The sequence below is a fragment of the Bacteroides stercorirosoris genome (assembly GCF_900142015.1).
In the GTDB taxonomy this organism is placed as follows: domain Bacteria; phylum Bacteroidota; class Bacteroidia; order Bacteroidales; family Bacteroidaceae; genus Bacteroides; species Bacteroides stercorirosoris.
The window spans coordinates 39,961-60,798 of record NZ_FQZN01000033.1 but is presented as its reverse complement, the minus strand read 5'-3'; the positions used below and the strand labels follow the sequence as shown (position 1 = coordinate 60,798).

At 44.9% G+C, this 20,838-nt stretch carries 26 protein-coding genes and 1 tRNA gene; 11 read left to right on the top strand and 16 right to left on the bottom strand.

What is annotated here, in order from left to right; genetic code table 11:
• The first annotated feature begins 269 nt into the window (after window positions 1-269).
• The 5 genes from BUC01_RS20170 to BUC01_RS20150 all read left to right on the top strand — a co-directional run bounded on the left by BUC01_RS20170 (window position 270) and on the right by BUC01_RS20150 (window position 2,327).
• A complete protein-coding gene (locus tag BUC01_RS20170) occupies window positions 270-953 on the top strand; it encodes a hypothetical protein (RefSeq protein WP_139261900.1) in 684 nt (227 codons plus the stop codon).
• A gap of 341 nt (window positions 954-1,294) precedes the next feature.
• On the top strand, window positions 1,295-1,492 hold the full coding sequence (locus BUC01_RS20165; protein WP_243462801.1) for a hypothetical protein: 198 nt from the start codon (window positions 1,295-1,297) through the stop codon (window positions 1,490-1,492).
• Window positions 1,489-1,851 carry a hypothetical protein gene (locus tag BUC01_RS20160; protein WP_025835943.1) on the top strand — a complete coding sequence of 121 codons (363 nt, stop codon included), beginning with the start codon at window positions 1,489-1,491 and terminating at the stop codon, window positions 1,849-1,851. Before BUC01_RS20165 ends, BUC01_RS20160 begins: the two co-directional genes overlap by 4 nt.
• Window positions 1,844-2,029, top strand: a complete 186-nt coding sequence (locus BUC01_RS20155) for a hypothetical protein (protein ID WP_025835944.1) — start codon at window positions 1,844-1,846, stop codon at window positions 2,027-2,029. Before BUC01_RS20160 ends, BUC01_RS20155 begins: the two co-directional genes overlap by 8 nt.
• A complete protein-coding gene (locus tag BUC01_RS20150) occupies window positions 2,022-2,327 on the top strand; it encodes a hypothetical protein (protein WP_025835945.1) in 306 nt (101 codons plus the stop codon). Before BUC01_RS20155 ends, BUC01_RS20150 begins: the two co-directional genes overlap by 8 nt.
• 67 nt (window positions 2,328-2,394) lie before the next feature.
• On the opposite strand, the gene BUC01_RS20145 is transcribed toward BUC01_RS20150, so the two are convergent.
• From BUC01_RS20145 to BUC01_RS20110, 8 genes are all read right to left on the bottom strand, one after another.
• Window positions 2,395-3,561, bottom strand: a complete 1,167-nt coding sequence (locus tag BUC01_RS20145) for a tyrosine-type recombinase/integrase (RefSeq protein WP_073314652.1) — start codon at window positions 3,559-3,561, stop codon at window positions 2,395-2,397.
• 130 nt (window positions 3,562-3,691) lie between these two features.
• Window positions 3,692-3,764: transfer RNA gene (locus tag BUC01_RS20140), tRNA-Trp, on the bottom strand.
• 75 nt (window positions 3,765-3,839) lie between these two features.
• Entirely contained in the window at window positions 3,840-4,415 is a 576-nt protein-coding gene (locus BUC01_RS20135; RefSeq protein WP_034524829.1) for a uracil-DNA glycosylase family protein, read from the bottom strand.
• A 123-nt stretch (window positions 4,416-4,538) separates the two neighbouring features.
• On the bottom strand, window positions 4,539-6,635 hold the full coding sequence (locus tag BUC01_RS20130) for a KamA family radical SAM protein (protein WP_073314650.1): 2,097 nt from the start codon (window positions 6,633-6,635) through the stop codon (window positions 4,539-4,541).
• Window positions 6,636-6,722: 87 nt separating this feature from the next.
• A complete protein-coding gene (locus BUC01_RS20125; protein WP_073314648.1) occupies window positions 6,723-6,905 on the bottom strand; it encodes a hypothetical protein in 183 nt (60 codons plus the stop codon).
• Between the two features lie 248 nt (window positions 6,906-7,153).
• Window positions 7,154-7,780: a hypothetical protein gene (locus BUC01_RS20120; RefSeq protein WP_025832918.1), complete on the bottom strand. Its 627-nt coding sequence runs from the start codon at window positions 7,778-7,780 to the stop codon at window positions 7,154-7,156.
• Window positions 7,781-7,901: 121 nt separating this feature from the next.
• Window positions 7,902-9,293: an alanine/glycine:cation symporter family protein gene (locus tag BUC01_RS20115; protein ID WP_025832917.1), complete on the bottom strand. Its 1,392-nt coding sequence runs from the start codon at window positions 9,291-9,293 to the stop codon at window positions 7,902-7,904.
• An 80-nt stretch (window positions 9,294-9,373) separates the two neighbouring features.
• Window positions 9,374-10,015, bottom strand: coding sequence for an AlbA family DNA-binding domain-containing protein (locus tag BUC01_RS20110; RefSeq protein WP_025832915.1), 642 nt, complete (start codon window positions 10,013-10,015; stop codon window positions 9,374-9,376).
• 155 nt (window positions 10,016-10,170) lie between these two features.
• Between BUC01_RS20110 and BUC01_RS20105 the strand changes: the two genes are divergently transcribed.
• Window positions 10,171-10,344 carry a histone H1 gene (locus BUC01_RS20105; RefSeq protein ID WP_007213067.1) on the top strand — a complete coding sequence of 58 codons (174 nt, stop codon included), beginning with the start codon at window positions 10,171-10,173 and terminating at the stop codon, window positions 10,342-10,344.
• A gap of 76 nt (window positions 10,345-10,420) precedes the next feature.
• Here BUC01_RS20105 and BUC01_RS20100 read toward each other — a convergent pair whose 3' ends face one another.
• Window positions 10,421-11,041: a hypothetical protein gene (locus BUC01_RS20100; protein ID WP_139261898.1), complete on the bottom strand. Its 621-nt coding sequence runs from the start codon at window positions 11,039-11,041 to the stop codon at window positions 10,421-10,423.
• Window positions 11,042-11,179: 138 nt separating this feature from the next.
• On the opposite strand from BUC01_RS20100, the gene BUC01_RS20095 reads away from it, so the two are divergent.
• Both BUC01_RS20095 and BUC01_RS20090 read left to right on the top strand, forming a co-directional pair.
• A complete protein-coding gene (locus tag BUC01_RS20095; RefSeq protein ID WP_025832909.1) occupies window positions 11,180-12,445 on the top strand; it encodes a putative DNA modification/repair radical SAM protein in 1,266 nt (421 codons plus the stop codon).
• A 60-nt stretch (window positions 12,446-12,505) separates the two neighbouring features.
• Window positions 12,506-13,276 carry a TIGR03915 family putative DNA repair protein gene (locus BUC01_RS20090; protein ID WP_025832907.1) on the top strand — a complete coding sequence of 257 codons (771 nt, stop codon included), beginning with the start codon at window positions 12,506-12,508 and terminating at the stop codon, window positions 13,274-13,276.
• A gap of 25 nt (window positions 13,277-13,301) precedes the next feature.
• Here the strand turns inward: BUC01_RS20090 and BUC01_RS20085 are convergent, their stop codons facing one another.
• From BUC01_RS20085 to BUC01_RS20065, 5 genes are all read right to left on the bottom strand, one after another.
• Window positions 13,302-13,970: an MgtC/SapB family protein gene (locus BUC01_RS20085; protein ID WP_025832905.1), complete on the bottom strand. Its 669-nt coding sequence runs from the start codon at window positions 13,968-13,970 to the stop codon at window positions 13,302-13,304.
• A gap of 265 nt (window positions 13,971-14,235) precedes the next feature.
• Complete coding sequence (locus tag BUC01_RS20080; protein ID WP_025832902.1) at window positions 14,236-15,216, bottom strand: lytic transglycosylase domain-containing protein; 981 nt, start codon at window positions 15,214-15,216, stop codon at window positions 14,236-14,238.
• An 88-nt stretch (window positions 15,217-15,304) separates the two neighbouring features.
• Window positions 15,305-16,030, bottom strand: coding sequence for an SDR family NAD(P)-dependent oxidoreductase (locus BUC01_RS20075; protein ID WP_025832901.1), 726 nt, complete (start codon window positions 16,028-16,030; stop codon window positions 15,305-15,307).
• A 33-nt stretch (window positions 16,031-16,063) separates the two neighbouring features.
• Window positions 16,064-16,489 (bottom strand): secondary thiamine-phosphate synthase enzyme YjbQ, encoded by a 426-nt coding sequence (locus tag BUC01_RS20070; RefSeq protein WP_007215748.1) that lies wholly within the window; start codon window positions 16,487-16,489, stop codon window positions 16,064-16,066.
• A 97-nt stretch (window positions 16,490-16,586) separates the two neighbouring features.
• On the bottom strand, window positions 16,587-17,447 hold the full coding sequence (locus BUC01_RS20065) for an ion transporter (protein ID WP_025832897.1): 861 nt from the start codon (window positions 17,445-17,447) through the stop codon (window positions 16,587-16,589).
• 129 nt (window positions 17,448-17,576) lie between these two features.
• Between BUC01_RS20065 and BUC01_RS20060 the strand changes: the two genes are divergently transcribed.
• Genes BUC01_RS20060 through BUC01_RS20050 form a run of 3 tightly spaced genes read left to right on the top strand, consistent with a single transcriptional unit; the run spans window position 17,577 to window position 19,607 of the window.
• Window positions 17,577-18,323 carry an SGNH/GDSL hydrolase family protein gene (locus BUC01_RS20060; protein WP_025832895.1) on the top strand — a complete coding sequence of 249 codons (747 nt, stop codon included), beginning with the start codon at window positions 17,577-17,579 and terminating at the stop codon, window positions 18,321-18,323.
• A 22-nt stretch (window positions 18,324-18,345) separates the two neighbouring features.
• Entirely contained in the window at window positions 18,346-19,116 is a 771-nt protein-coding gene (locus tag BUC01_RS20055; RefSeq protein ID WP_025832894.1) for an SDR family oxidoreductase, read from the top strand.
• 26 nt (window positions 19,117-19,142) lie between these two features.
• Window positions 19,143-19,607, top strand: coding sequence for a MaoC family dehydratase (locus BUC01_RS20050; RefSeq protein ID WP_007666016.1), 465 nt, complete (start codon window positions 19,143-19,145; stop codon window positions 19,605-19,607).
• Window positions 19,608-20,078: 471 nt separating this feature from the next.
• On the opposite strand, the gene BUC01_RS20045 is transcribed toward BUC01_RS20050, so the two are convergent.
• Together BUC01_RS20045 and BUC01_RS20040 are read right to left on the bottom strand one after the other, a co-directional pair.
• A complete protein-coding gene (locus tag BUC01_RS20045; protein ID WP_025832891.1) occupies window positions 20,079-20,387 on the bottom strand; it encodes a nitrous oxide-stimulated promoter family protein in 309 nt (102 codons plus the stop codon).
• Window positions 20,388-20,547: 160 nt separating this feature from the next.
• The gene (locus tag BUC01_RS20040; protein ID WP_007666010.1) at window positions 20,548-20,820 is read right to left on the bottom strand and encodes a zinc ribbon domain-containing protein; all 273 of its coding nucleotides are present in this window, start codon (window positions 20,818-20,820) and stop codon (window positions 20,548-20,550) included.
• Window positions 20,821-20,838 lie beyond the last annotated feature (18 nt).

The following is a 20,838-nucleotide window of genomic DNA, read 5'->3' as shown; positions in this document are numbered from 1 at the left end:
AAGCTAAATGGAATGAGCCCGGTACAATACCGAGCTCATTATGAAGAGAATTTATAAAGTTATAATTTAACGTCCAACTTTCGGGGGGCACTTCACGAAAGACACATCCTTTTTTCTTTTTGTCGAGATTACTTATCTTGAATTTAGAGTTCAAAGCAAACCTAATGATCTAATTCCTTATATCGTGTAATCTGTAGTTGAACAGGCTCTGGGCGATTCCGATCGAGTACGGTATAAAGAATTAGTTTAGGCATTATAAAATATTGAATATGAAACAACTATTTACTTTAATCTTTACATTGGCTATACTAAGCTTGAATTTAGTATCTTGTGTTACATTACCATCACCACCACTACCGGCTCCATATGCCTTTGCGGGAGTCTTTGATTATTCACCGTTGACATCAAAAGGAGTCTTCGTAACAGAATCTAATTCTGTGAGTTTTGATTATGAGACAATAGGCAGCTTATACGCGATAAGTGATGGTGGGTGGATAAATAAGACCTATGTAGAACCATCCTTGGATGCTTTGTATAATGAAGTATTGAAGCAACTGGCTGCATATAATGCCAATGGCATTGTTAACCTGAAAATAAATGTAAGTGGAAGAATTGCAGATAGAACTAAGAGATACAGCTTGGAAGGGATGGCTATTCGTAAAACTGATGCAGGTAAGATAAATGCTCAGGTCTCTACTGCACGACGGATAATAGGAAAAATAGATGGCATATCTTTGCAGATATTAGAAGCTTACTCTAATGGCACACGTGTTTTAACCTCTCAAAAATTGAATGTTTCGCAATTGCGCCAGGCATGGAAAAAATACTTTTATAATCAATCGCAAATTCAATTTTATACAGAGAAAGGCCTCGCGGATAAAGTGGCTTATGCCAGTTTTATTGATAGGCAAATCGTTAATTATGAGACAAACGAGTTTATTCCATTAGAATAATAACGATAATATGGCTGAAAGCGGAGAAACAAAAAAATCTCCGCTTTTCTTTTGCTGTTTCAAAAGAAACCTGCATCTTTGCAGTGCTCAACATTTGAAACAGGCGACGAGTAGTTCGCCAACCGATTGCCGTTGGCATTTTTTATGCCCATTGGTTATCTATATAGTTCCGACCCCCGTGTGGATGTGCTTAATGGCCTCCCAGCCTGTTTCAGGTGTTGAGCAACGGGAAAGCGGAACTTTCTTTTTTAAATAGGTTATTCTTACTTCTTTTAAGTACAAAAAGTGCTACTTTCCCGTCTTTTTAACCAATATATTGTTTCATTTAATTGCTCAACAAAATGAAAAAACAACCCCAAAGCGCCCGCGAACGCTATGTATCCGCGGAGAAAATCCAGCAAGTATTTGCCCAGCTGGGCATTGATTTGTGTGCCGGACGTAAACGTATCCGTGCAACACAAAGTGAGAAATCCATTTCCATCTATGTCAATGGTGGGACAGTCAACATCACCTTTAATGAGAAAGGAGGTAAAGCATGATGTTCTTTGTTTACCATTTACAGACATACGCTCCGAAAAACCGGGCATGGAAAAAGGTGATCGATTACGTAAATAAGTACGAGTACGTTCTTATTAAAGATGAACTTTCCCTGAATGCGCTCAAGCATGAATTATGTGACGTAATTAACCGGATCAATGCGGATCATCCCAAACTGAAGCGCATACAATATTCTGCCAGTCCTCTTGATGGGAGTCGCACCACGCGTATAGAGGCTCGTGTTATAAGTGGCGGATGTCCGGATCTTGTGTTCTTTCTCGATATTTGCAAGGTTCGTTCCGTTTATCAATTTAGCGAGAAGGCTAATGTACTGGAGCAGAAAGGAGGTGAGTATGAATGATGAGTTCTTTATCACCAAAACTGTAGATACAGGTAGCGAAGGCACTAAGAATGTTAGATATCACGTTTATGCTCGTAATTGTGATGGTGAGATTAATGAGATCAGTTATGAAGAACTGATGCGGTTTAACCAGTTCCTTACCAATTTCTTAAAAGAGGAGGAGAGCAGCCATGAATAATCGTAGAAAAATAGGCTTTCGGGCATACAATGATGATGCTCAGGATCCCGAAGAAGATGAACTGAAGAGAGAACAGGCAGAACGGCAGAAAGCTATAGCCGAATTTATCGGCCATAACTATTCGCCTATTGGTACTACTTCGCAGAAGTGTTACAAGACTTCTGCGGAATTGGTGTACGATATATCCAATATCATTGCTGTCCGTCCGGCGGAATTGGCCAAACAACTCAGTGATGCTGGCTATCGTGTGGAATATTTGGCAGGACAGCCATATTGGGTGCTGTACGAGAAGGCATAAAATATAAACGAAACATTTTTTTTACATTTTTTTTGGAGGCTCTTGTCCGTGAGGATAGGGGCTTTCTTTATAAGTGACCTTCAAAATGCTTGGTTTCTTCATGTACTGTTAATGAACTTCCTTGCAGATACTTATTGGTGGTTGATATATCAGCATGGCGAGCTTGATCACGGGCAACCACTATACCGGCAGCGTTTGCCAGATCACGGATACCGGAGTCCTTCAGACTGTAGAACATATATGTTTTGGGCAGTTTCAAAGCTGTACGAACTTTATAGAAGTGATCCCGTAGTACCCGTGTAGTGATTTTCTTCTTACCAGGTTTGAAACCAGTACTGAAAAGATAGTCGTTTGAGTCGTTATCGAATATCTTTAAATCTATCATTTGCCTGACAATTTCATCGTTGAGACCGACCATTCCGTCACGGCGGTTCTTGGATATGCTCGATGCAACAAAGATTTTCTGTTCCTTCAGATTGATATCCCGTAGCCGTATGTTCGTCAATTCTTCTGGGCGGATAAAGGTGTAGTACTCCATTCGGCAGACAAGAAGGAAATAGGGGTTGTTTTTATTCAGGTATCGGTTTATACGCTGCAAGTCTTCTGATGATATGGCAGAACGTTTCTTATCTTCTTCTTTGAGTGTTTTGATACGTTCACATGGATTAGCATCCATGTATTGTTTCTCAACCAACCAGGAGCAGAATGATGATAGCCATATTTTATAATTGTTTCGAGTCCGGGCGCTTGAATCACGGTCGAGTAGGAGGTAGTCCAGGAAATCACTGATGTAGGACAAATTGAACTGATAGATATACATAATAGGTAATGTGTGGTTTTGCATGTAATCGCACAATACATGTAGCCTTTTATTGTAGTCAACAAGAGTACTGTCTTTGATACTTCCGGCTGCATGTAGCTTCTTCAGGTATTTGACGTATATATTAATCACGTCATCCACTTTGGCGTATTGTCTCGAATTAGACAATTCAGCCCAGGGATTCCATCCGGAACGTAGACGTTGTGTTACACTGGTGATGATGTCCGCTGCCATTTTTCGGCGTTCCGTTACTTTAGCAATGCCGTCAAGCATATACTTTTTCCGTTTCATCTTTTGTTCGGCAGGATCATAACAGGTGAAATCCACATACCAATTCTTTCCGGTGTGTAACTTGGGGAGAGTGTAGCTAACTATTGCGGCTAACGGAGAGCCTTTTCTTTGTCTGGAAAACATTTTTTTTATACGTTTTTCAGGTATGAAAACGTATGATGTTTAACAATTCAAATTTCAAATTGTCCGACTTTCGTCCGACTTAAATAGGTAAAACCGACATAAATCAATGATTTATATCGGTTTATTGTTGCACGGGAGGAGAGGCTCGAACTCCCGACACCTGGTTTTGGAGACCAGTGCTCTACCAACTGAGCTACTCCCGTGTTTGCGGCTGCAAAGGTAATGTAAAGTTTCAAATTTGCAAGAAGTCTACGCAATTATTTTAACGGTCCTCCCTGTTACAACATCTGTAAGTCCTGATACATAATGCGGTAGGCCGCTGCTTTTTTTTCTAAGGCAAGCGGATAAGCGCGCGAAGAAGAGGGCATTCGGTAGAGGCGCATCGGCTTTCCATCAAAAACGAACTCTGCAAAATCTCCTACCTTGGGCTTTTCAAGAGAAAACTGGGTGCATAAAGTTTCCGTTGCTTTCTCACCTGTAGTGACAATCGCCTTGCATTCCGGTAATCGGCGAAGCATCGCCTCAATGTCCGTAGGCTCTACGACTTCAAGAAATTTATCGGATGCATTGTCCTGCAACCGGCGTATGGCAGTAGCTGTATCGAACAGGGCGATCCCTTTTTCCTGAAGAAAGCGGATGATGCGCTTTTTGTCGAAAGCTTTTGCCGCTTCGTTCAGAAAGTAGGTTTTGTCATTGAAGAAGAGAAGCCCTACAATTCGCCACATATCGTTGTTCCAGTTCGGATAGTAAAACTCCATTGACCACCGCTTTTTTTGAGGCGGAAAGCTTCCCAGCATCAGCAAACGGGCATTGGCGGGAAGGAAAGGTTCTAAAGGGTGTTGTTCAATTTCCATTCTTATAATCTTTTAAATGATGATCCGACAGAGAAAGAAATAATTATTTTCCCAACTGGAGAAAAATATTTTGCCAGTAGGGAAAAATAATCGGACTGCAAAAGTACAGATTATTTCCGGAAATTATTCCGCTATTTCCAGATTACTCATTTCTTCCGTGATGCGGAAAGGGAAGTCCGGATACTCATACAAGCTGAATCGTGATTCGGTTTTACCTTCGGTGTAATTCCAGATGCTGGCATAATCTTCCACGTCTTCTCCCATGGCACGCAATTGTCGCAGATAGGCAGCGATGGACTTATTCTCTACGATATAAACTTGTCCCAACTGGTTGATAATCGGGCTGTGCCGACGCGTTCCGTCATGGTCGAAGCGGAGGATGCGTTTACCTTCTTCGGTTATTCCTACCAGATTGAAAGTCATGCTCTTGCCAATGGCAGGCAGGTTTAGTACACTGCGGTCTGTGGCAAGAAACGGAAGATGATGAATTTTCAGGAACTGGCGGATGCAAGCCGCAGGGTCGAGTGCTGTTTCGAGCGATGCGGATAAGTTGAATGCATCTTCCTTATTCAGTTTTCCGAAACGCTTTTCTTCCCGTTGTTCCTGCATGGAACGACTGTTGGGGGTGAAGACGGCATTGTTCTCTTCAAAGCCTTTTACGGAGAATGTGTAGTAGCAAACAACTCCCAGTTCATTGAGTACCTGGCGCAGGCGAGTGGTGTGTCCGCGACGTGAAGCGGCTACGTTGTACACCAACTGATTGGTTATCAGCCAGCCAGCCGACAGTAATTTACGAATACCTTCTTTTACTTCGGGCGTTACTTCCAGTGGTGTCTGGAAATGCGTCTGAATGATAAACTGGCGGATACCGATGACGGAAGCTTTCTCCTTGAAAGTCCGCAGAATTTCTACTAATCCATCATTGATACGCATGGGCAGATATGCAGGCAGACGTGAACCGAGCCGGATACGTTGCAGTTCGGCGTATTTTTCTCCTTCCGGGCGTTCCTGGTTGGCTTTCCGCTTGCGGGCAGCCATACGGTAAACAGCTTCCAGAATGGTAGCTAAAGTCTTGTTCTGGCTCATGAGTGCGTCTCCGCCTGTAATCAGAATATCACGTAGCTGCGTGTCTTCCTCAAAGTAAGTCATCAGTCGGCGCAATTTCTTTTCCCATGTTTCTTTGGGGCGTAAGCTGTCGAACTCAAAATTAAGTCGTTTGCTTTGGAAATCATACATGCGCTGGCAGGAAGCACAAAGTCCTCCGCAGGCGCGTCCCATAGTGTCGGGGATGAGGATTGCCACTTCCGGATAGCGGCGGTGAATATTATGCCCGTCGGGCAGGAGCCAGCCGGCAGCGTTCGGTTTGCCAGCCTCTACTATATCTTCGCGTTCCCAGGCACGGATTTGCCCGTAAGTCTCCACCAGTTGGGGAGAATAAAGGATGTAGCTGCGCAGAGCATCGTCGTTGTATCCTTCGTTGCGCGGATTCAGCAGAGACAGATAGTAAGGCGTGACGAAGAAGGGCATTCCCTTCTTACGGGCACGGGAAAGCAGATACATCGTTTCGGCAGAAAGTGAATTACCCAGGAAACGGTTCAGTTCCGTAGGGCTTTTGGCTGCCATGGCGAGGTGGAAACGGAAATCGTTCCACCATTCTTCAACAAGATGGAATTTTTCCTCGTAGCTGATGCCTTCTTCAAAGTGGTAACGGGAAACGGTGTTTTTCCGGTGTTCTATCTTTTGTATCAATGCGTGCAGAATGCGTTCTTTGTTTTTGGCGCGGATGAGTTGCACGTCTTCGTTCAGTCCGCTGGGCCAGCGCTCGGTCCATGCTTTGACGCGTTGGGGAGGTGGGAGTGGGGTGGCGAGGAACTGTAATCGTTTGAATTGCTGGAAAATATCCAGGAACACGTCAGTCTCTACATCTTCTTCCAAATCTCCGGTGAGAAATTCGTATAGCAGTGACAGAGTAGAAACAGTCATTTGTTCATCGGTGGAAAGTTCATGGACTTCCTGGCCGTCATATTCAATCAGAAGTCGAATTTGCCTGGCAGCCTCATTCTCTGCATCAGTCTGACCTGTGATGAATTCCGAAAGACCTTGCTTGAAGCTTTCCGTACCGTCGCTCTGTTCGGCGATGCGTACAATTTCCGGAAGTTCATTTCGATAAAGTTGTTTTAACTGAGATAAAGTGAGTGCAAGCATTTTCTTTTGTTTCATAAGCAATTGTTTTTTAGAGATTAATACTGAGTTTGTCTATTGTTCCGGGTTGTTCTTTAAATGATAATTTAGCGGCGTAGCGCTGGATCAAGGTTTCCTTTCGGCATACTCATTGACATGATAGTACCTGGTAGGCTGAAAGCCTTTTATCTTATAGCCCAGGGCAACGCCCTGGGGGATTGCCATGTGTTTCTCTTTGCGCCCTGTAAGGGCATAACAGCCCACATGGGCTTTTGCCCTTACAGGGCGTAAAATTGTGGGATCATCCATTACCCAGGGTGTTACCCTGGGCTGTAAGATAAAAGCCTTATAGGCTTAGGAAATGCACGCCGCTAAATTATCATTTATTATTCTACAACAGTTTCTTCACATAGAATGTTTTTGTTCCTCCGAACAAATAAAGATGCATAAAAATAACAAAAAAAGGCGAGGAAAATATCTCTCGCCTTATCTTCCTGTAGTTTCTTTAGGAAGTTTTTTCTTTCGTTGACAGTTTTTACTCTGTCTGTATTTCAGGTTTATTTCTCTTCCGTAGCTTTGCTTTTCGGCTCTTTTTTAGCCAGCAGCACCACGTTGTACACATATTCCGTCATCCATTGTTCGGAATATCCCAGACGCTCTTTATACTGGCGGACTGCCATCGCTGTCTTGTGCACATCGTCCTTTTCCCATACGGTTTTGGTACAAATGTCATGTACGGTCTTTTCCGTCATGCTGCGCAACGCACCTTTAAAGAAAGAAGGTACGCGGAATTTCCACTGCATCAGGTTGCCCATCAGCATCATCAAGTCTTGCGAGAAGCCCTGATACATAAACAGATAAGCCTGTACGTCATTCTGTGTACGGCAATGCTTCTTTACGGAAGCATCAATTTCTTTAAAGAAACCTTCACTCAGACCGTAATCCTGCATCAGCATCTTGCGTGAAGCGGTTTTCTCGGCTTGTCCCAGTCGTCCGCCCTGTGTAGGTATCTTGAACAGGCGTTTGAAGTTGGCTACATCCGGCACGAAACGGATATTCGTAATGCCCAGGTTGGCGGCAATTACGGACTGGAAGTAAACACGTGTCAGCGACACGAAATCTTCCACGTTTTTAGAAGAAGCTCCTTCTGTATTCTTTTTAAATAATTTGGCAAATATACCCATATGATTTATAATTTATGATTTCTGATAATGATTGCCGGGGCAATTTTGGTTGCAAAAGTACGAAATAAGTTGATTTACACCAACAATTGTATAATTCATAATTTATAAATCATCAATCTTCTTACCAGCATTCTATGTCATTTTCTACATCTTTCAGCCGATCTTTGGTAAAAACAGGGTCTTTGATGCCAGCACGTTTCTGAGTGCGGTAGTCCTCCAGTAGCTTGAAAGCGTATTTGCCGAGGAGGCTGATAGCAATCAGGTTGCAGAGAGCCATCAATCCCATGGTGACGTCTGCCAGGCTCCAAGCTACATCCAATGTGGCGAGGGCACCGAACAACACCATGCCGCCTACCAGCACCCGATATATGTTCAATATCCATTTGTGACGGGTAAGATACCGTACATTGGCTTCTCCATAATAATAATTGCCCAAGATGCTGCTGAAAGCAAAGAAGAACAGGGCGACAGCAACAAAGATGCTTCCGGCTGAACCGATTTCATTCGTCAAAGCCTGTTGCGTAAGCTGTACTCCATTGGTGGAGCCATCCAGAGGCGCGCCGCTGAACAAAATGATGAATGCAGTGCAGGTACATATGATTAAGGTATCGGTGAAGACGCCTAATGTCTGTATCAATCCTTGTTTTACGGGATGCGTGACGTGTGCCGTTGCCGCTACGTTCGGTGCGGAACCCATACCGGCTTCATTACTGAATAATCCCCTCTTGATGCCCTGCATCAATGCAATGCCTATACCACCTCCCAATGCCTGTTGCCAGCCGAAGGCATGACTGACAATAAGTTTAATGACTGCTGGCAGCGCGGTGATATTCATCGCTACGATAATCAGTGCCAGTGCGATATATCCCAGTGCCATGACGGGGACGATGATACTACTGACTTTAGCAATGCGTTGCACACCACCGAAGATGATAACCAGTGTGGCTATTGTAATGATGCCTCCCACAATGGCATGGTCAAAACCGAAAGCGTGTTCAAAAGCTGCACATAGCGTATTGCTTTGCACGGAGTTGAAGGCAAATCCGAAAGTGATTGTAATAAGTATGGCGAAGACGGTTCCCATCCAGGGCTGTTTCAATCCTTTCCGCATATAGTAAGCAGGCCCGCCTATGAAAGAGTCTTTACCTTTCACCTTATACAACTGAGCTAATGTAGATTCCACGAATGCGCTGGCAGCCCCGAATAAAGCGATGATCCACATCCAGAACACCGCTCCCGGTCCGCCCACTGCAATGGCAGTAGCCACACCCGCCAGGTTGCCCGTGCCCACACGGCTGGCAATGGAGATGGCAAATGCCTGGAAGGAAGAGATATGCTTCTCGCCGGGCTTCCCGTTCGTACCTGTCGAATCACCCAGCAGACGCACCATTTCACCTATCATGCGGAACTGCACGAAGCGGGTTTTCAGGGTGAACCAAAGGGCGCATCCTAACAGTAAGGCAATGAGGATGTAAGTCCAGAGAATTTCATTTATAGAGTTGATTATACCCATCTTATTTATAGTTATTTATTAGTTACGAGCTGCAAGCTACAGGTATAGCGCAGCAACTTGTAGCTTGTAGCTCCTCGTCACTACTTCAACCTGAAATGAAACTTATGTCCCTCAAATACCGGCTCCACAATTTCGAACCGGATGAACTTAGCCAGCAAATGCTCTGCTGCACGTCGTGAAAGATGTGCCAACTTACAGTATCGGTTCAGCGATAAACTGTCATTTTCTTCCAACAAATCAAGCAATAGTTGTTCGCGTTCGGTGTACGTTATCAGTTCACCGCGTGGGCTGCCACTTTGCTGCCATACCCGCAGGTGCACCGGCGTAGCAAGTATATTCTCGTCTTTGATGCGCAGATAAGCCAACAGCTTCCCGGTCTCATCTTTGGCATAAACGGGTTTCTGCGGACTTTGTTCAATCTGCACCACCAATACGCTGCGTCCTTCTGCATGAAAAGTCTGCATGGTGTAGTCCACTTCCGGTTGGCAGTACATTTGTGCGGCTGCCTCTATCATATATTGTTCTTCATCGGAGCGCACTCCGGCAATTTTTCCGTTATCTTTCACTCCGATGAGCAACCGCCCACCGTCAGTATTGGCAAAAGCGGAGAGCGTTTTCGCTATCTTTCGGGCATCGGATATTTCAAACTTAAAGTCCTGCCTTTGGTGCTCGCCTTCGGATATAAGCAAGTGTATGTATTCCGTATCTGTAAGGGGTTTCATGCCTGCAAAAGTAGGTAAAAAACGCCAGAGGATGCTTTTTTGTGCTATTTTTGCGGATTATTTCAAAAAAAATATCGTTTTTCTGCATTTATTTCAAGAAAGAATGTATTTTTGCCAGACATTATTAACGAAGTAATATTAATAAGAAAAGGATTATGAAAGAATTAGTTGAAAAAGTTGCTGAATTGTATGCAGCATTCGAGAAAGATGCAAAAGCTCAGATTGAAAATGGTAACAAAGCTGCCGGTACTCGTGCACGTAAGGCTTCTTTGGAAATCGAAAAGTCAATGAAAGCTTTCCGTAAAGCATCTTTGGAAGCTGCTAAATAATAGGCACGCTTACTGAAAGAATTGAAAGACTACTCCGTCGGGGTGGTCTTTTTTGTGCTCTATATCGAAGGGGGCACTATTGCATTTCCGCGGAAGTGTCCGACTTCTTAGTCAGTCTTTTCGCCTGCTTTGCATATATTTCATAGAAAAGCTTTTCCAGCATTTGTATGTCTTTGCGGAAATACATTGAATCTATCGCTTCTCTTTTCCGCTTGAAAATATCAATTTGGATAATGCTGTCTTTCAGCTCTTGCCAGGAGCTTGTTCCACAGACATAACTCAGGTAGGAAATTAGAATATCGGGATATGTCATCCAGCCTCCTAAGGCGAAGTGGATAGAAATGAAATTGTGGTAAATATGCTTGTAGAAAGCCAGAGCGGCCTTTCGTCGGCGATTGTCGAAGTTGGAGAGGTGTTCCTGCAGCTTGTTGTATGCTTCTATCGAACCATTCAAGTGCTCCTCCTTGTCGTAGAGAAAATCATTCGTCTCACAGTCCAGATTCATAATTTTGTGTAGCGAGTCCGAGAGCTTTTCGGCATCTTCGTAACTGATGTTCGTCATGGATAAATGTCTTTCGCTTTCCATGTCGTGATACGCTCTGTAGCCGTCGAGCAGGATGTACATGAAGAGAGCTCTTTTGCAAATGCTTTTTTTTACGGCTTCTAGCAGCGTTATTTCCGGTCTTTTCTTATTCATTGTGTTCTTTTTTGCCTGGGCAAAGATAGGCATAAATATTCAGACTGTGTAATTTCATGTTTTATTTGTTCTTTCGCAGATGTATTTGTACTTTTGGCGAAGTAATTCTATCTGTTTGGAATTGAGAGAATAGCTGCAATGAACGAAAACGTCCTTAATAAACTGAAGATACTGGCGGAATCAGCGAAATATGATGTTTCGTGCGCGTCCAGTGGTACTGTGCGTTCCAACAAGCCCGGCATGTTGGGGAATACTGTCGGTGGCTGGGGCATTTGCCACAGTTTTGCTGAGGACGGGCGTTGCATTTCACTATTGAAGGTGATGCTGACAAACTATTGCATTTACGATTGTGCCTATTGCATCAACCGTCGCTCCAACGATTTGCCGCGTGCCACGCTTACGGTGAGTGAGCTTGTCGATTTGACGATGGAGTTCTATCGCCGTAATTATATAGAGGGATTGTTCCTTAGCAGTGGAGTGGTGCGAAATCCTGATTATACAATGGAACGCCTGGTGCGCGTGGCAAAAGATTTGCGTACCATCCATCGTTTCAATGGCTATATCCATCTGAAAAGTATTCCCGGCGCCAGCCGTGAACTGGTGAATGAAGCGGGGCTATACGCCGACCGTCTCAGCGTCAATGTAGAAATACCGAAAGAAGAGAATCTGAAACTTCTTGCTCCGGAGAAGGACCATAAGAGTGTATATGCGCCGATGCGCTATATTCAGCAAGGTGTTCTGGAGAGTTCGGAAGAACGGAAGAAACACCGCCATGCACCACGTTTTGCCCCTGCCGGACAGAGCACGCAGATGATTGTAGGGGCTACGGCAGAAACGGACAAAGATATTCTTTTCCTTTCATCCGCTCTTTACAAAGGACCTACGATGAGACGTGTTTATTATTCCGGTTATATCTCTGTGAATACATATGATACGCGTTTACCGGCTTTGAAGCAGCCACCGCTGGTGCGCGAAAACCGTCTTTATCAGGCAGACTGGCTGATGCGCTTTTATCAGTTCAAAGTGGAGGAGATAGTGGATGACTCGTATCCTGACCTGGATTTGGAGATTGATCCTAAACTGTCGTGGGCCCTACGCCACCCGGAGCAGTTTCCGGTAGATATTAATCGGGCGGATTATGAGATGCTGTTGCGTATTCCGGGTGTCGGAGTAAAGTCGGCAAGGCTGATTGTGGCATCCCGCCGCTTTTCTAAATTGGGCTTTTATGAGTTGAAGAAGATAGGGGTGGTCATGAAGAAAGCGCAGTACTTTATTACTTGCCATGAACTCCCCATGAAAACGGTGAACGAAATGACCCCGCAGGCTGTGCGCAGTTTGCTGATTACAAAACCGAACAAGAAGAAAGTGGATGAAAGGCAGTTGTTGCTCGACTTTCAGGATTAATGATATGTGATTTGAACACAGAGTAGAGGTACAGAGATACGGTTCAAATAAAGAACAGCCATGATTATATTTGTTTTTGATAATACTTTCGAAGGCTTGCTGACTTCTGTTTTTGAAGCCTATTCCCGTCGTGTTTTTCCTGACGCATTGTTTCCGGAAGGAGAGCCGTTGCCCCTGTTTCACGATGAAGTCTTCACGGTAATCACCGAAGAAGAAAAAGCGAAGCGCGTGTGGCGCGGCCTGCAAAAGAAACTTTCTTCCGGTGCTTTGTCGTGCCTTGCCCAGTGTTGGCTGGCGGAAGAAGCAGAAACGCCGATGTTGCTGTTCCGCTATATCCGCAAGGCGATTGATGCTCCCCGTTCCATTGAGACGAACTTTGCCGACCCTGATGTGCTGGAATTTTCACGTATGTGGAAGCGGGTGGATTGGGAACGTCTTCGTATGCTCCAGTTTATCCGTTTTCAGAAAGCTGCCGACGGCACTTTCTTTGCTGCCGTGGAACCGGAAAAGAATGCCCTCCCTTTGGCCATCGACCACTTTAAAGACCGTTTTGCCGACCAGCCCTGGCTGATATATGACATCAAGCGGGCTTACGGATTCTATTATGATTTGAAAGAAGTACGTCAGGTTACATTTGAAGAAGGTTCGCGTGAGGGGCATCTTGTTACCGGTATGCTGGACGAAAGCCTGATGGACAAGGACGAAAAACTCTTTCAGCAACTCTGGAAGACGTACTTTAAAGCCATCTGCATCAAAGAACGGCTAAATCCGCGGAAACATAAACAAGATATGCCAGTACGTTATTGGAAACACATGACGGAGAAGCAATAACGGCAGCAGCTATCCTATGCGGCAGCTATTCTATCTGTTCCACCGTCACGTCCGGCCATTCCTGCATCAGCGACAGCATGTGTCCTTCGTCATTGCTCCGCTTGGATTTGATGACCATAGTCACGATATATCTCTCCGTTTCTCCGAAGCCGAGCCTTTCCATTTTGTAGGAGACCAGCATATAATTCCGGGATTTGAACCGGTCGGAAACTTCTTTGAGGATGTCCTTGTTTGGAGTGGAGAAGGTTATCATGGAACTTTTCATCCCTACACTTTTGAACAGGATGCTGAGAAGCTCCAGTCCTGCCAAAGTCAATAGAGTGGCGGCAATGCCGATTACATACATTCCGGCACCAACAGCCAGACCGATGCCCGCGGTGGCCCATATTCCTGCCGCAGTGGTCAGTCCGCGTACAATCTGTTTTTGCAGGATGATGGTGCCTGCACCGATGAAACCGATGCCGCTGACTACCTGTGCCGCCACACGGCTTGGGTCCAGCGAGACGCTGTTTTCTTTAATAATGTCCTGAAAGCCGTATTGGGAAACAATCATGATGAGGGCACTGCCCAATGATACCAGGAAATGAGTGCGATATCCGGCTTCTTTGGCACGGTATTCACGGTCCAGCCCGATGATGGCGCCCAGAATGCCGGCAACTAATAGTCTGAGTACGAAATCAAAATTTAATGCCATATTACCTCCTTTTTGTTCTAATTTATTATTGCTAAATACGATTCGTATAACTGGTTGATAGTCAGAAGCGTTAATATAGCCCATAATGAAGTAACGACTGAATGGCATTCACCTACCGACTGAATCATATTCACCTACCGACTGAATGGGGATGAGGTTACGACTGTATCTCCAAACTTCTTGTTTTGTAAATAATTATATGTGTTTTAAATGCAAATATCTATCCTCGCGTTGATAAGCTGTTTTAATTGAGGCGAAACCTACATCAATCAATCACCCAATTCTTATTATGGGGCACCGTCCGCTTCGGGTCGTAATGCATTCCCGCCTGTGTCGGTATTTTAAGAACGTATGTACGCCCGCTTTTATTTTGCAGGGAGGTGTCGCGCAACCAGGGATTGGCGTCCTTCAGTTGGGCATAGGTGACGCCCTTGTCTCGGGCAAACTGCGCCAGGTTGTCGATACCCGTATTAACGGTGACCTCCGTATAAGGAATGGCCGGATAAAGCTGTTCCCGTTTCAGCAGGAAACCGTAACGTTGCGGATTACTGATGACGGCTTTGGCGGCAAGCAGGCGGAACATATAGCGGGAAGTCTCCTCAACCAGCCAGAGGTCTACGGCCTGGTCTACGAGTTGCTTTCTCAGTTCGGAAGAAATGCGTCCCTGTCCGCCATTGTAGGCGGCGGCTACACAAAGCCAGTTGCCATATCTCTGGTAAGCATCTTTCAGATACTTGCATGCCGCGCGGGTTGCTTTTTCCACATGATAACGTTCATCAACGCTGGGATTGACTTCAAGGCCGAATTCGCGTCCGGTGGTCTGCATGAACTGCCACATTCCGGCGGCTCCTGCCGGACTGCGGGCAAGGGTGTTCAGGTTACTTTCTATGACGGCAAGATATTTGAAGTCATCGGGCACACCGTTTTCTTTCAGTATCGGTTCGATAATGGGAAAGAAGCGGTTGGCACGTTTGATGGTGAGCATGGTGGTGGAGTGCATATAGGTGAACGACATCTGTTCGCGATCCATGCGCTCGCGGTGGTCGTAACGCGTCAGATCAATTTCTTGTCCGGCAAAGCTGATTTTATCCGGTACGGAAGGGGAGGTGACGCAATAGGGAACTTCGGATTTAACGGATTGCTGTTCAGGGTCCAGCGTACTATGTCCCAGCAGGAAAGGGAGTGCGGCGCCTGCACACAAGGCAACTGAGGCGACTATCAGGATGTGTATAGAGTTCTTTTTCATTTTCGGAATGTTGTTTAATTTGGAGGTCGAATATACGATATTTGCGGGAATGGGGCAAGGAATCGGAGCTCTTTATAAGTGAGGATGCTCAATTCTTTATAGGTAATCTTTCCCATAACCACCGGGGTATCATCCTCCAAAAGAAGACGAGCACCCGATATCTGCCATCTATAACAACTACCCGTTGCTTTCGGTTCAGTGCGCGGACGATGCTCGTCGCTACTTGTCCGGCTTGCATCAGCATGGGGAATTTACCGCTTTTCAACAGGTCGGTGGCTACAAAGCCCGGGCGTATATCCGTGAAGTGAATATTCAGGTGTTGCATCCGGGCGAGTTGTGCCAGGGCGTCGATATAGGTGTTCTGGAAACGTTTTGTTGCGGAGTAAGCCGGGGCAATGCCCAATCCCTTGGTGCCTGCAATGGAGCTGATGACGGCAATATGTCCTTCGCCCCGTGCTTTGAAGTAATTGAAGGCGGAGGTTACCATACGGGTAAAACCTTCCACATTGGTGCGGGCGGTGTTCAGTTCTATTTCGGGCAGCAGGTCGGGGTTCTGACTGCCGATGCCGGAGCTCAGGAAGAACAGATCCATGCCTCCCAGTTTCCGGATAAGGGTTTCCAGTTGGGTGGGGGCGTCCGTCTCCGTCACGTCCAGTCGTTGGATTTCTATTTGCCTGAGGGCGGTGGCTTGCAGGTTCTTCAAGGCCTCTTCCCGTCTTCCGGCAATGCCGATGTGCCAGCCTTGCTGAACCAGCAGCCGGGCTACTTCTTCTCCTATGCCGGAGGTGGCTCCTATGATAATGGCTCGTTTCATTATTGCTGTATTAGTAGTTAGTTTTCATATATTCTATTGTCCGATGACGGTTGCTACTATTTTTCTTCCACCGCCACGATTGCGGAATTCACAGAGGTATATACCTTGCCAGATACCCATATTCAGTCTGCCGTCAGTGATAGGTATGCTCAGACTATTGCCTGTCAGGGTCGATTTGGCATGGGCGGGCATGTCGTCATCTCCTTCGCAGGTATGCATATAGTAGGGTTCCCGTTCTTTCACCAGGTGGTTGAAGATGGCCTCCATATCAGTCTGGACATCCGGATCAGCATTTTCATTGATGCTAAGCCCGGCACTGGTATGCTTGATGAACAGATGTAAGATTCCGGCTTGCGGCAATCGGGGCAGATTACGTATTATTTCATCCGTTATCAGGTGAAAACCACGTGCACGGGGACGTAGGGTAAATTCTTTTTGAGTAACAAAACTTTGTTCCATTTTATATATTGTTTAAATTAAGAATTAAGAATTAAGAATGAAGGATGAAGAATTTCCTTTCGGAGTACCTTTACAGCGCAGCTAGATTCTTCATTCTTCATTTCTCATTCTTCATTTCATTGAGTGATGAACCGCAATACTTGCAATATTGTGCCCCCTCATCGTGCCCTCTTCTGTGACAGTTGGGACACTCTCTTGCCACATTCTTTTCATGCCTTTTCATCAGCGACACGGAGACAATTCCGGTGGGTACCGCAATAATCGTGTAACCTATCAGCATGACACAACCCGAAAGGAATTTCCCCAGGGCGGTGACAGGAGTTATATCTCCGTAACCTACGGTAGTAAGGGTGACGCAGGCCCAATAAATACTGTTGGGAATATTGCTGAACTGTGTATTGGGTTTTCCTCCTTCAATCATGTACATCAGTGTTCCGATAGATATCACCAGAATAACCACAAACATAAAGAAAACTGCGATTTTCTTGCTACTGTCTCGTAGTGCTGTCAGTAGCATTTGCCCCTCTATCCAGAAGTGGAATAGCTTGAAAACGCGGAATATCCGTATCAGGCGGAAGGCCCGTATAATAAGCAGATAGCGTGCTCCGGGAAACAGGAAAGCAAGATAAAGAGGTAGTGTAGCCAGCAAGTCAATGATTCCGAAAGCGCTGAAAGCATATTTGGAAGGTTTAGGCGAACAATACAATCGGGTGATATATTCGAAAGTAAAGAAAGCGGTCAGTAAATACTCCATAACAATGAATGGAGTTTTCAGCCATACCGGTAATCCTTGCAGGCTTTCCAGGATAACAAGTCCTACGCTAAGCAATATGCACCAGATCAGGGTAACATCGAATAGCTTCCCGGCAGGTGTGTCAGCTTCGAATATGATGACATATAGTTTTCGCTTCAAAGCCTGATTATGCATCAGTTCTGTGAATTTATCTTTCAGTTTCATGTTTCGTAATGTTTGTCACAAAAGTAGGAAAACCTTTCCGAATAAGAAAAAGGGTACTTGACTTTTTGTAACTTGCTGGAATATGGAGTATATTTGTTACCTGTTTTCACGATTTAAAAGTAAACAACCATGAAAAGAATAATAACCTTTGCCATCGGGATTTTGTTCATAGTCCTGTCAGCTGTTGCCGGTGGACAGCGTGTCTTGTTCATCGGAGACTCTATAACGGACGGTAACTGGGGAAACAGTTGCGGAACCGCCAAGCCTTCTTCCCAGCGTACGCTTTGGGACATGAACCATATCTACGGCAGTGGATACATGTATTTGTGCGCTACTTATTATCAGGGCAATTATCCGGAAAAAGAATATGAATTTCTCAATCGTGGCATCAGTGGAAACACATTGGAAGACCTGGAAAAGCGTTGGGAGGAGGATGTGATTGATATGAAACCGGATGTCCTGTCCGTTCTGGTCGGAACGAATGATATACATTTCTATTTGCAGAGTGACAAGAAAAAGCCTTTCGATTTTGCGGCTTGGGAAAAACGTTACCGTTCGTTGTTGGATCGCTCTTTGCAAGCTAATCCTAATTTGAAGATCGTATTGGGCGCCCCTTTTGTGGCGAATACCGGAAATATGCGTAAGAGTGCTGATTTTGCAGAACGTGATAGTCTGGTACGTCGTTGTGCGGAGATCACAGAACGCATAGCGAAGGATTATAAAGCTGTTTATCTTCCTTTCAACAAGATGTTCGATGAAATATTGAAAACAATTCCAACATCTAAAGATACATATTGGATATGGGATGGAATTCATCCTACTCCCGCCGGGCACAAGCGTATGGCAGACCTTTGGATAGAATGTGTAAAGCTGTAATTCTCCTAAAAATAATGAGCGTATGAATAAAGTATGTGTTGTGACGGGTGGAGCCGCCGGTATCGGTCGTTGCATTGTCGAGATGTTTGCGGAATCGGGATATACGGTATATTTCATTGATAAGACACCCGAGGCGGTGGAACTGGCGGAAGGAAAGATGTCGGAAAGAGGGCTTTCGGTAACAGGCTTTGTCGGAGATATTGCCGAGGAACAGACGCTGCGGGATTTTGTAGACTTTGTCTTATCCATAGAAGATCAGATCGACTGTCTGATAAATAATGCTTGCCTGACAAATGGAGGTATATTGAGCAACTGTTCGTATGAAGACTTCCTGTATGTGCAACGTGTGGGAGTAGTGGCTCCTTATTTCCTGGCTCTGTCTTTTAAAGACTACTTCAGTGGTGCAGGAGCCATCGTGAATATATCTTCTACTCGTGCTTTCCAGTCGCAGGTCAATACGGAAAGTTATACGGCAGCCAAAGGTGGAATAACGGCTCTGACTCATGCGCTTGCGGTCAGTCTTTCGGGAATTGCCCGTGTGAATTCTATTGCTCCCGGTTGGATTGATACGGGAAGCTATCATGAAGAGGATTATGTGCCGGCATATACGGAAGGAGACATCATGCAGCATCCCTCGCAAAGGGTAGGAGAACCGGCTGATATAGCCCGTGCAGCTCTTTTCCTTTGTGACGAACGGAACTCCTTTATCAACGGGGAGAACATTACGATTGACGGAGGCATGAGTAAACTAATGATTTATCATAATGATTATGGTTGGGATTATCAACCGTAGAAACTATTAAATATAAAAAGAGAATAATGGAAAAAGTAATTATCAACTCGTACGAGGAATTTGAAAAGCTGGTAGGCCAGCAGATTGGCGTTTCTGATTATGTGGAACTTTCGCAAGAGCGCATCAATATGTTTGCAGATGCTACGTTGGACCATCAATGGATACATGTAGACACGGAACGTGCAAAAACAGAAAGTCACTTCAAGACTACCATTGCGCACGGTTATCTCACTTTGTCTATGCTTCCGCATTTGTGGAACCAGATTATTGAGGTAAACAACCTGAAGATGATGGTTAATTACGGTATGGAGCAGATGAAGTTCGGACAGGCGGTGTTGTCGGGACAAAGCGTGCGTCTGGTGGCGAAGTTACATTCGCTGGCAAATCTGCGTGGTGTGGCGAAAGCAGAGATTAAGTTTACAATTGAAATAAAGGATCAGCCTAAGAAAGCGCTTGAGGGGATTGCAGTGTTCTTGTATTATTTCAATTGAGGTGTCCTTTTCTTTATTGGGATTAACTTATATCTGAGCGGTTTTGATGCACCACAGATTACACAGATTTACACAGATTAGGGAAGATGTCTCTGATTATTAATAAATTAAATCTGTGCTAATCTGTGTAATCTGTGGTGAAATAATTCATTTCTAAACTGTCATAAGGTAAATGATAATTCATTGTATATTTCACCGATTAGTAATTATGCTTACAAAAAGCGAGTGGATTTCTTCCTTTCCCGCAGTTCTTCCTCCCACTCGTTGAGTGAACCTGATTCAGTCAGTGACTGAATGCCTTTCACTCAGTGACTGAATGCCTTTCAGTCCCTGACTCATTGTACCCCCATTCAGAAGGTGTCTGGGAGGGGGTAGGGAAGGTGACAAGACAGGAAAGAAAAAAAGATGAAAATTGTACACAAAAAACGTATCTTGATTCATTTTTGTAGGGATATGAATTGATACTCCTTCTTATTTCTTCCTAATATATTCCTGCCACAAATGTCGGATAGCCGCCACCGGATGATAGAACAACATTCTCGGTCCTGCCCATCTCATCACTACTCTCATTCGTTCCCTCATTTCCGGCTTATAGCAATGCACGGTACAAATCCGACAAGTTGATTTCCCGTCTCCGAACGGACAACGTGAAAGCCGTGTCTGCGCATACTCCAACAATTCCCTGCATTGCGGGCACAGTGTTCCGTTCCCCTCTTTCTTCCGGCAGTAGAGGCGAATCATCTGTTCTACGGTTTGCTTTTCCTTTTCGATGCGGGACATATTATCTTTTGCGGGCTAATTGAACGATGCCTGTGATAAACTCCGTCTTACTTGATGTTCCGTCAGGAGAATTGGAAAGAGAGTCCATAATTCTTCATCAGACATATCATTCAGTTCTTTCATAACAGATATGGTTGATTAAGAAGGATATTCCTGTTGGTTAATTCTGCCAGCGTTTCAGCTTCGGAAACTCTTGCTTCATCATGGCAATTGCCTCTTCTTTAGTCACTTTCTGTTCCGAGTCTTTGTTGAATTCCTCAACAAACTGAGCACAGTGTTCTATCATTTCGTCCATGGTGCAGTCCTGAGTGAACTTTCCATTCTGATAACAGTAAGTACAGTAGTCTGCGCTGAGGCTACCGTCAGCATTTGTTCCGCAAACTTCATTGGATGTCAGCGGCATTCCGCAGCTCTGGCAAAATTTCATTTCCATAATTGTTTAATTTTTAAG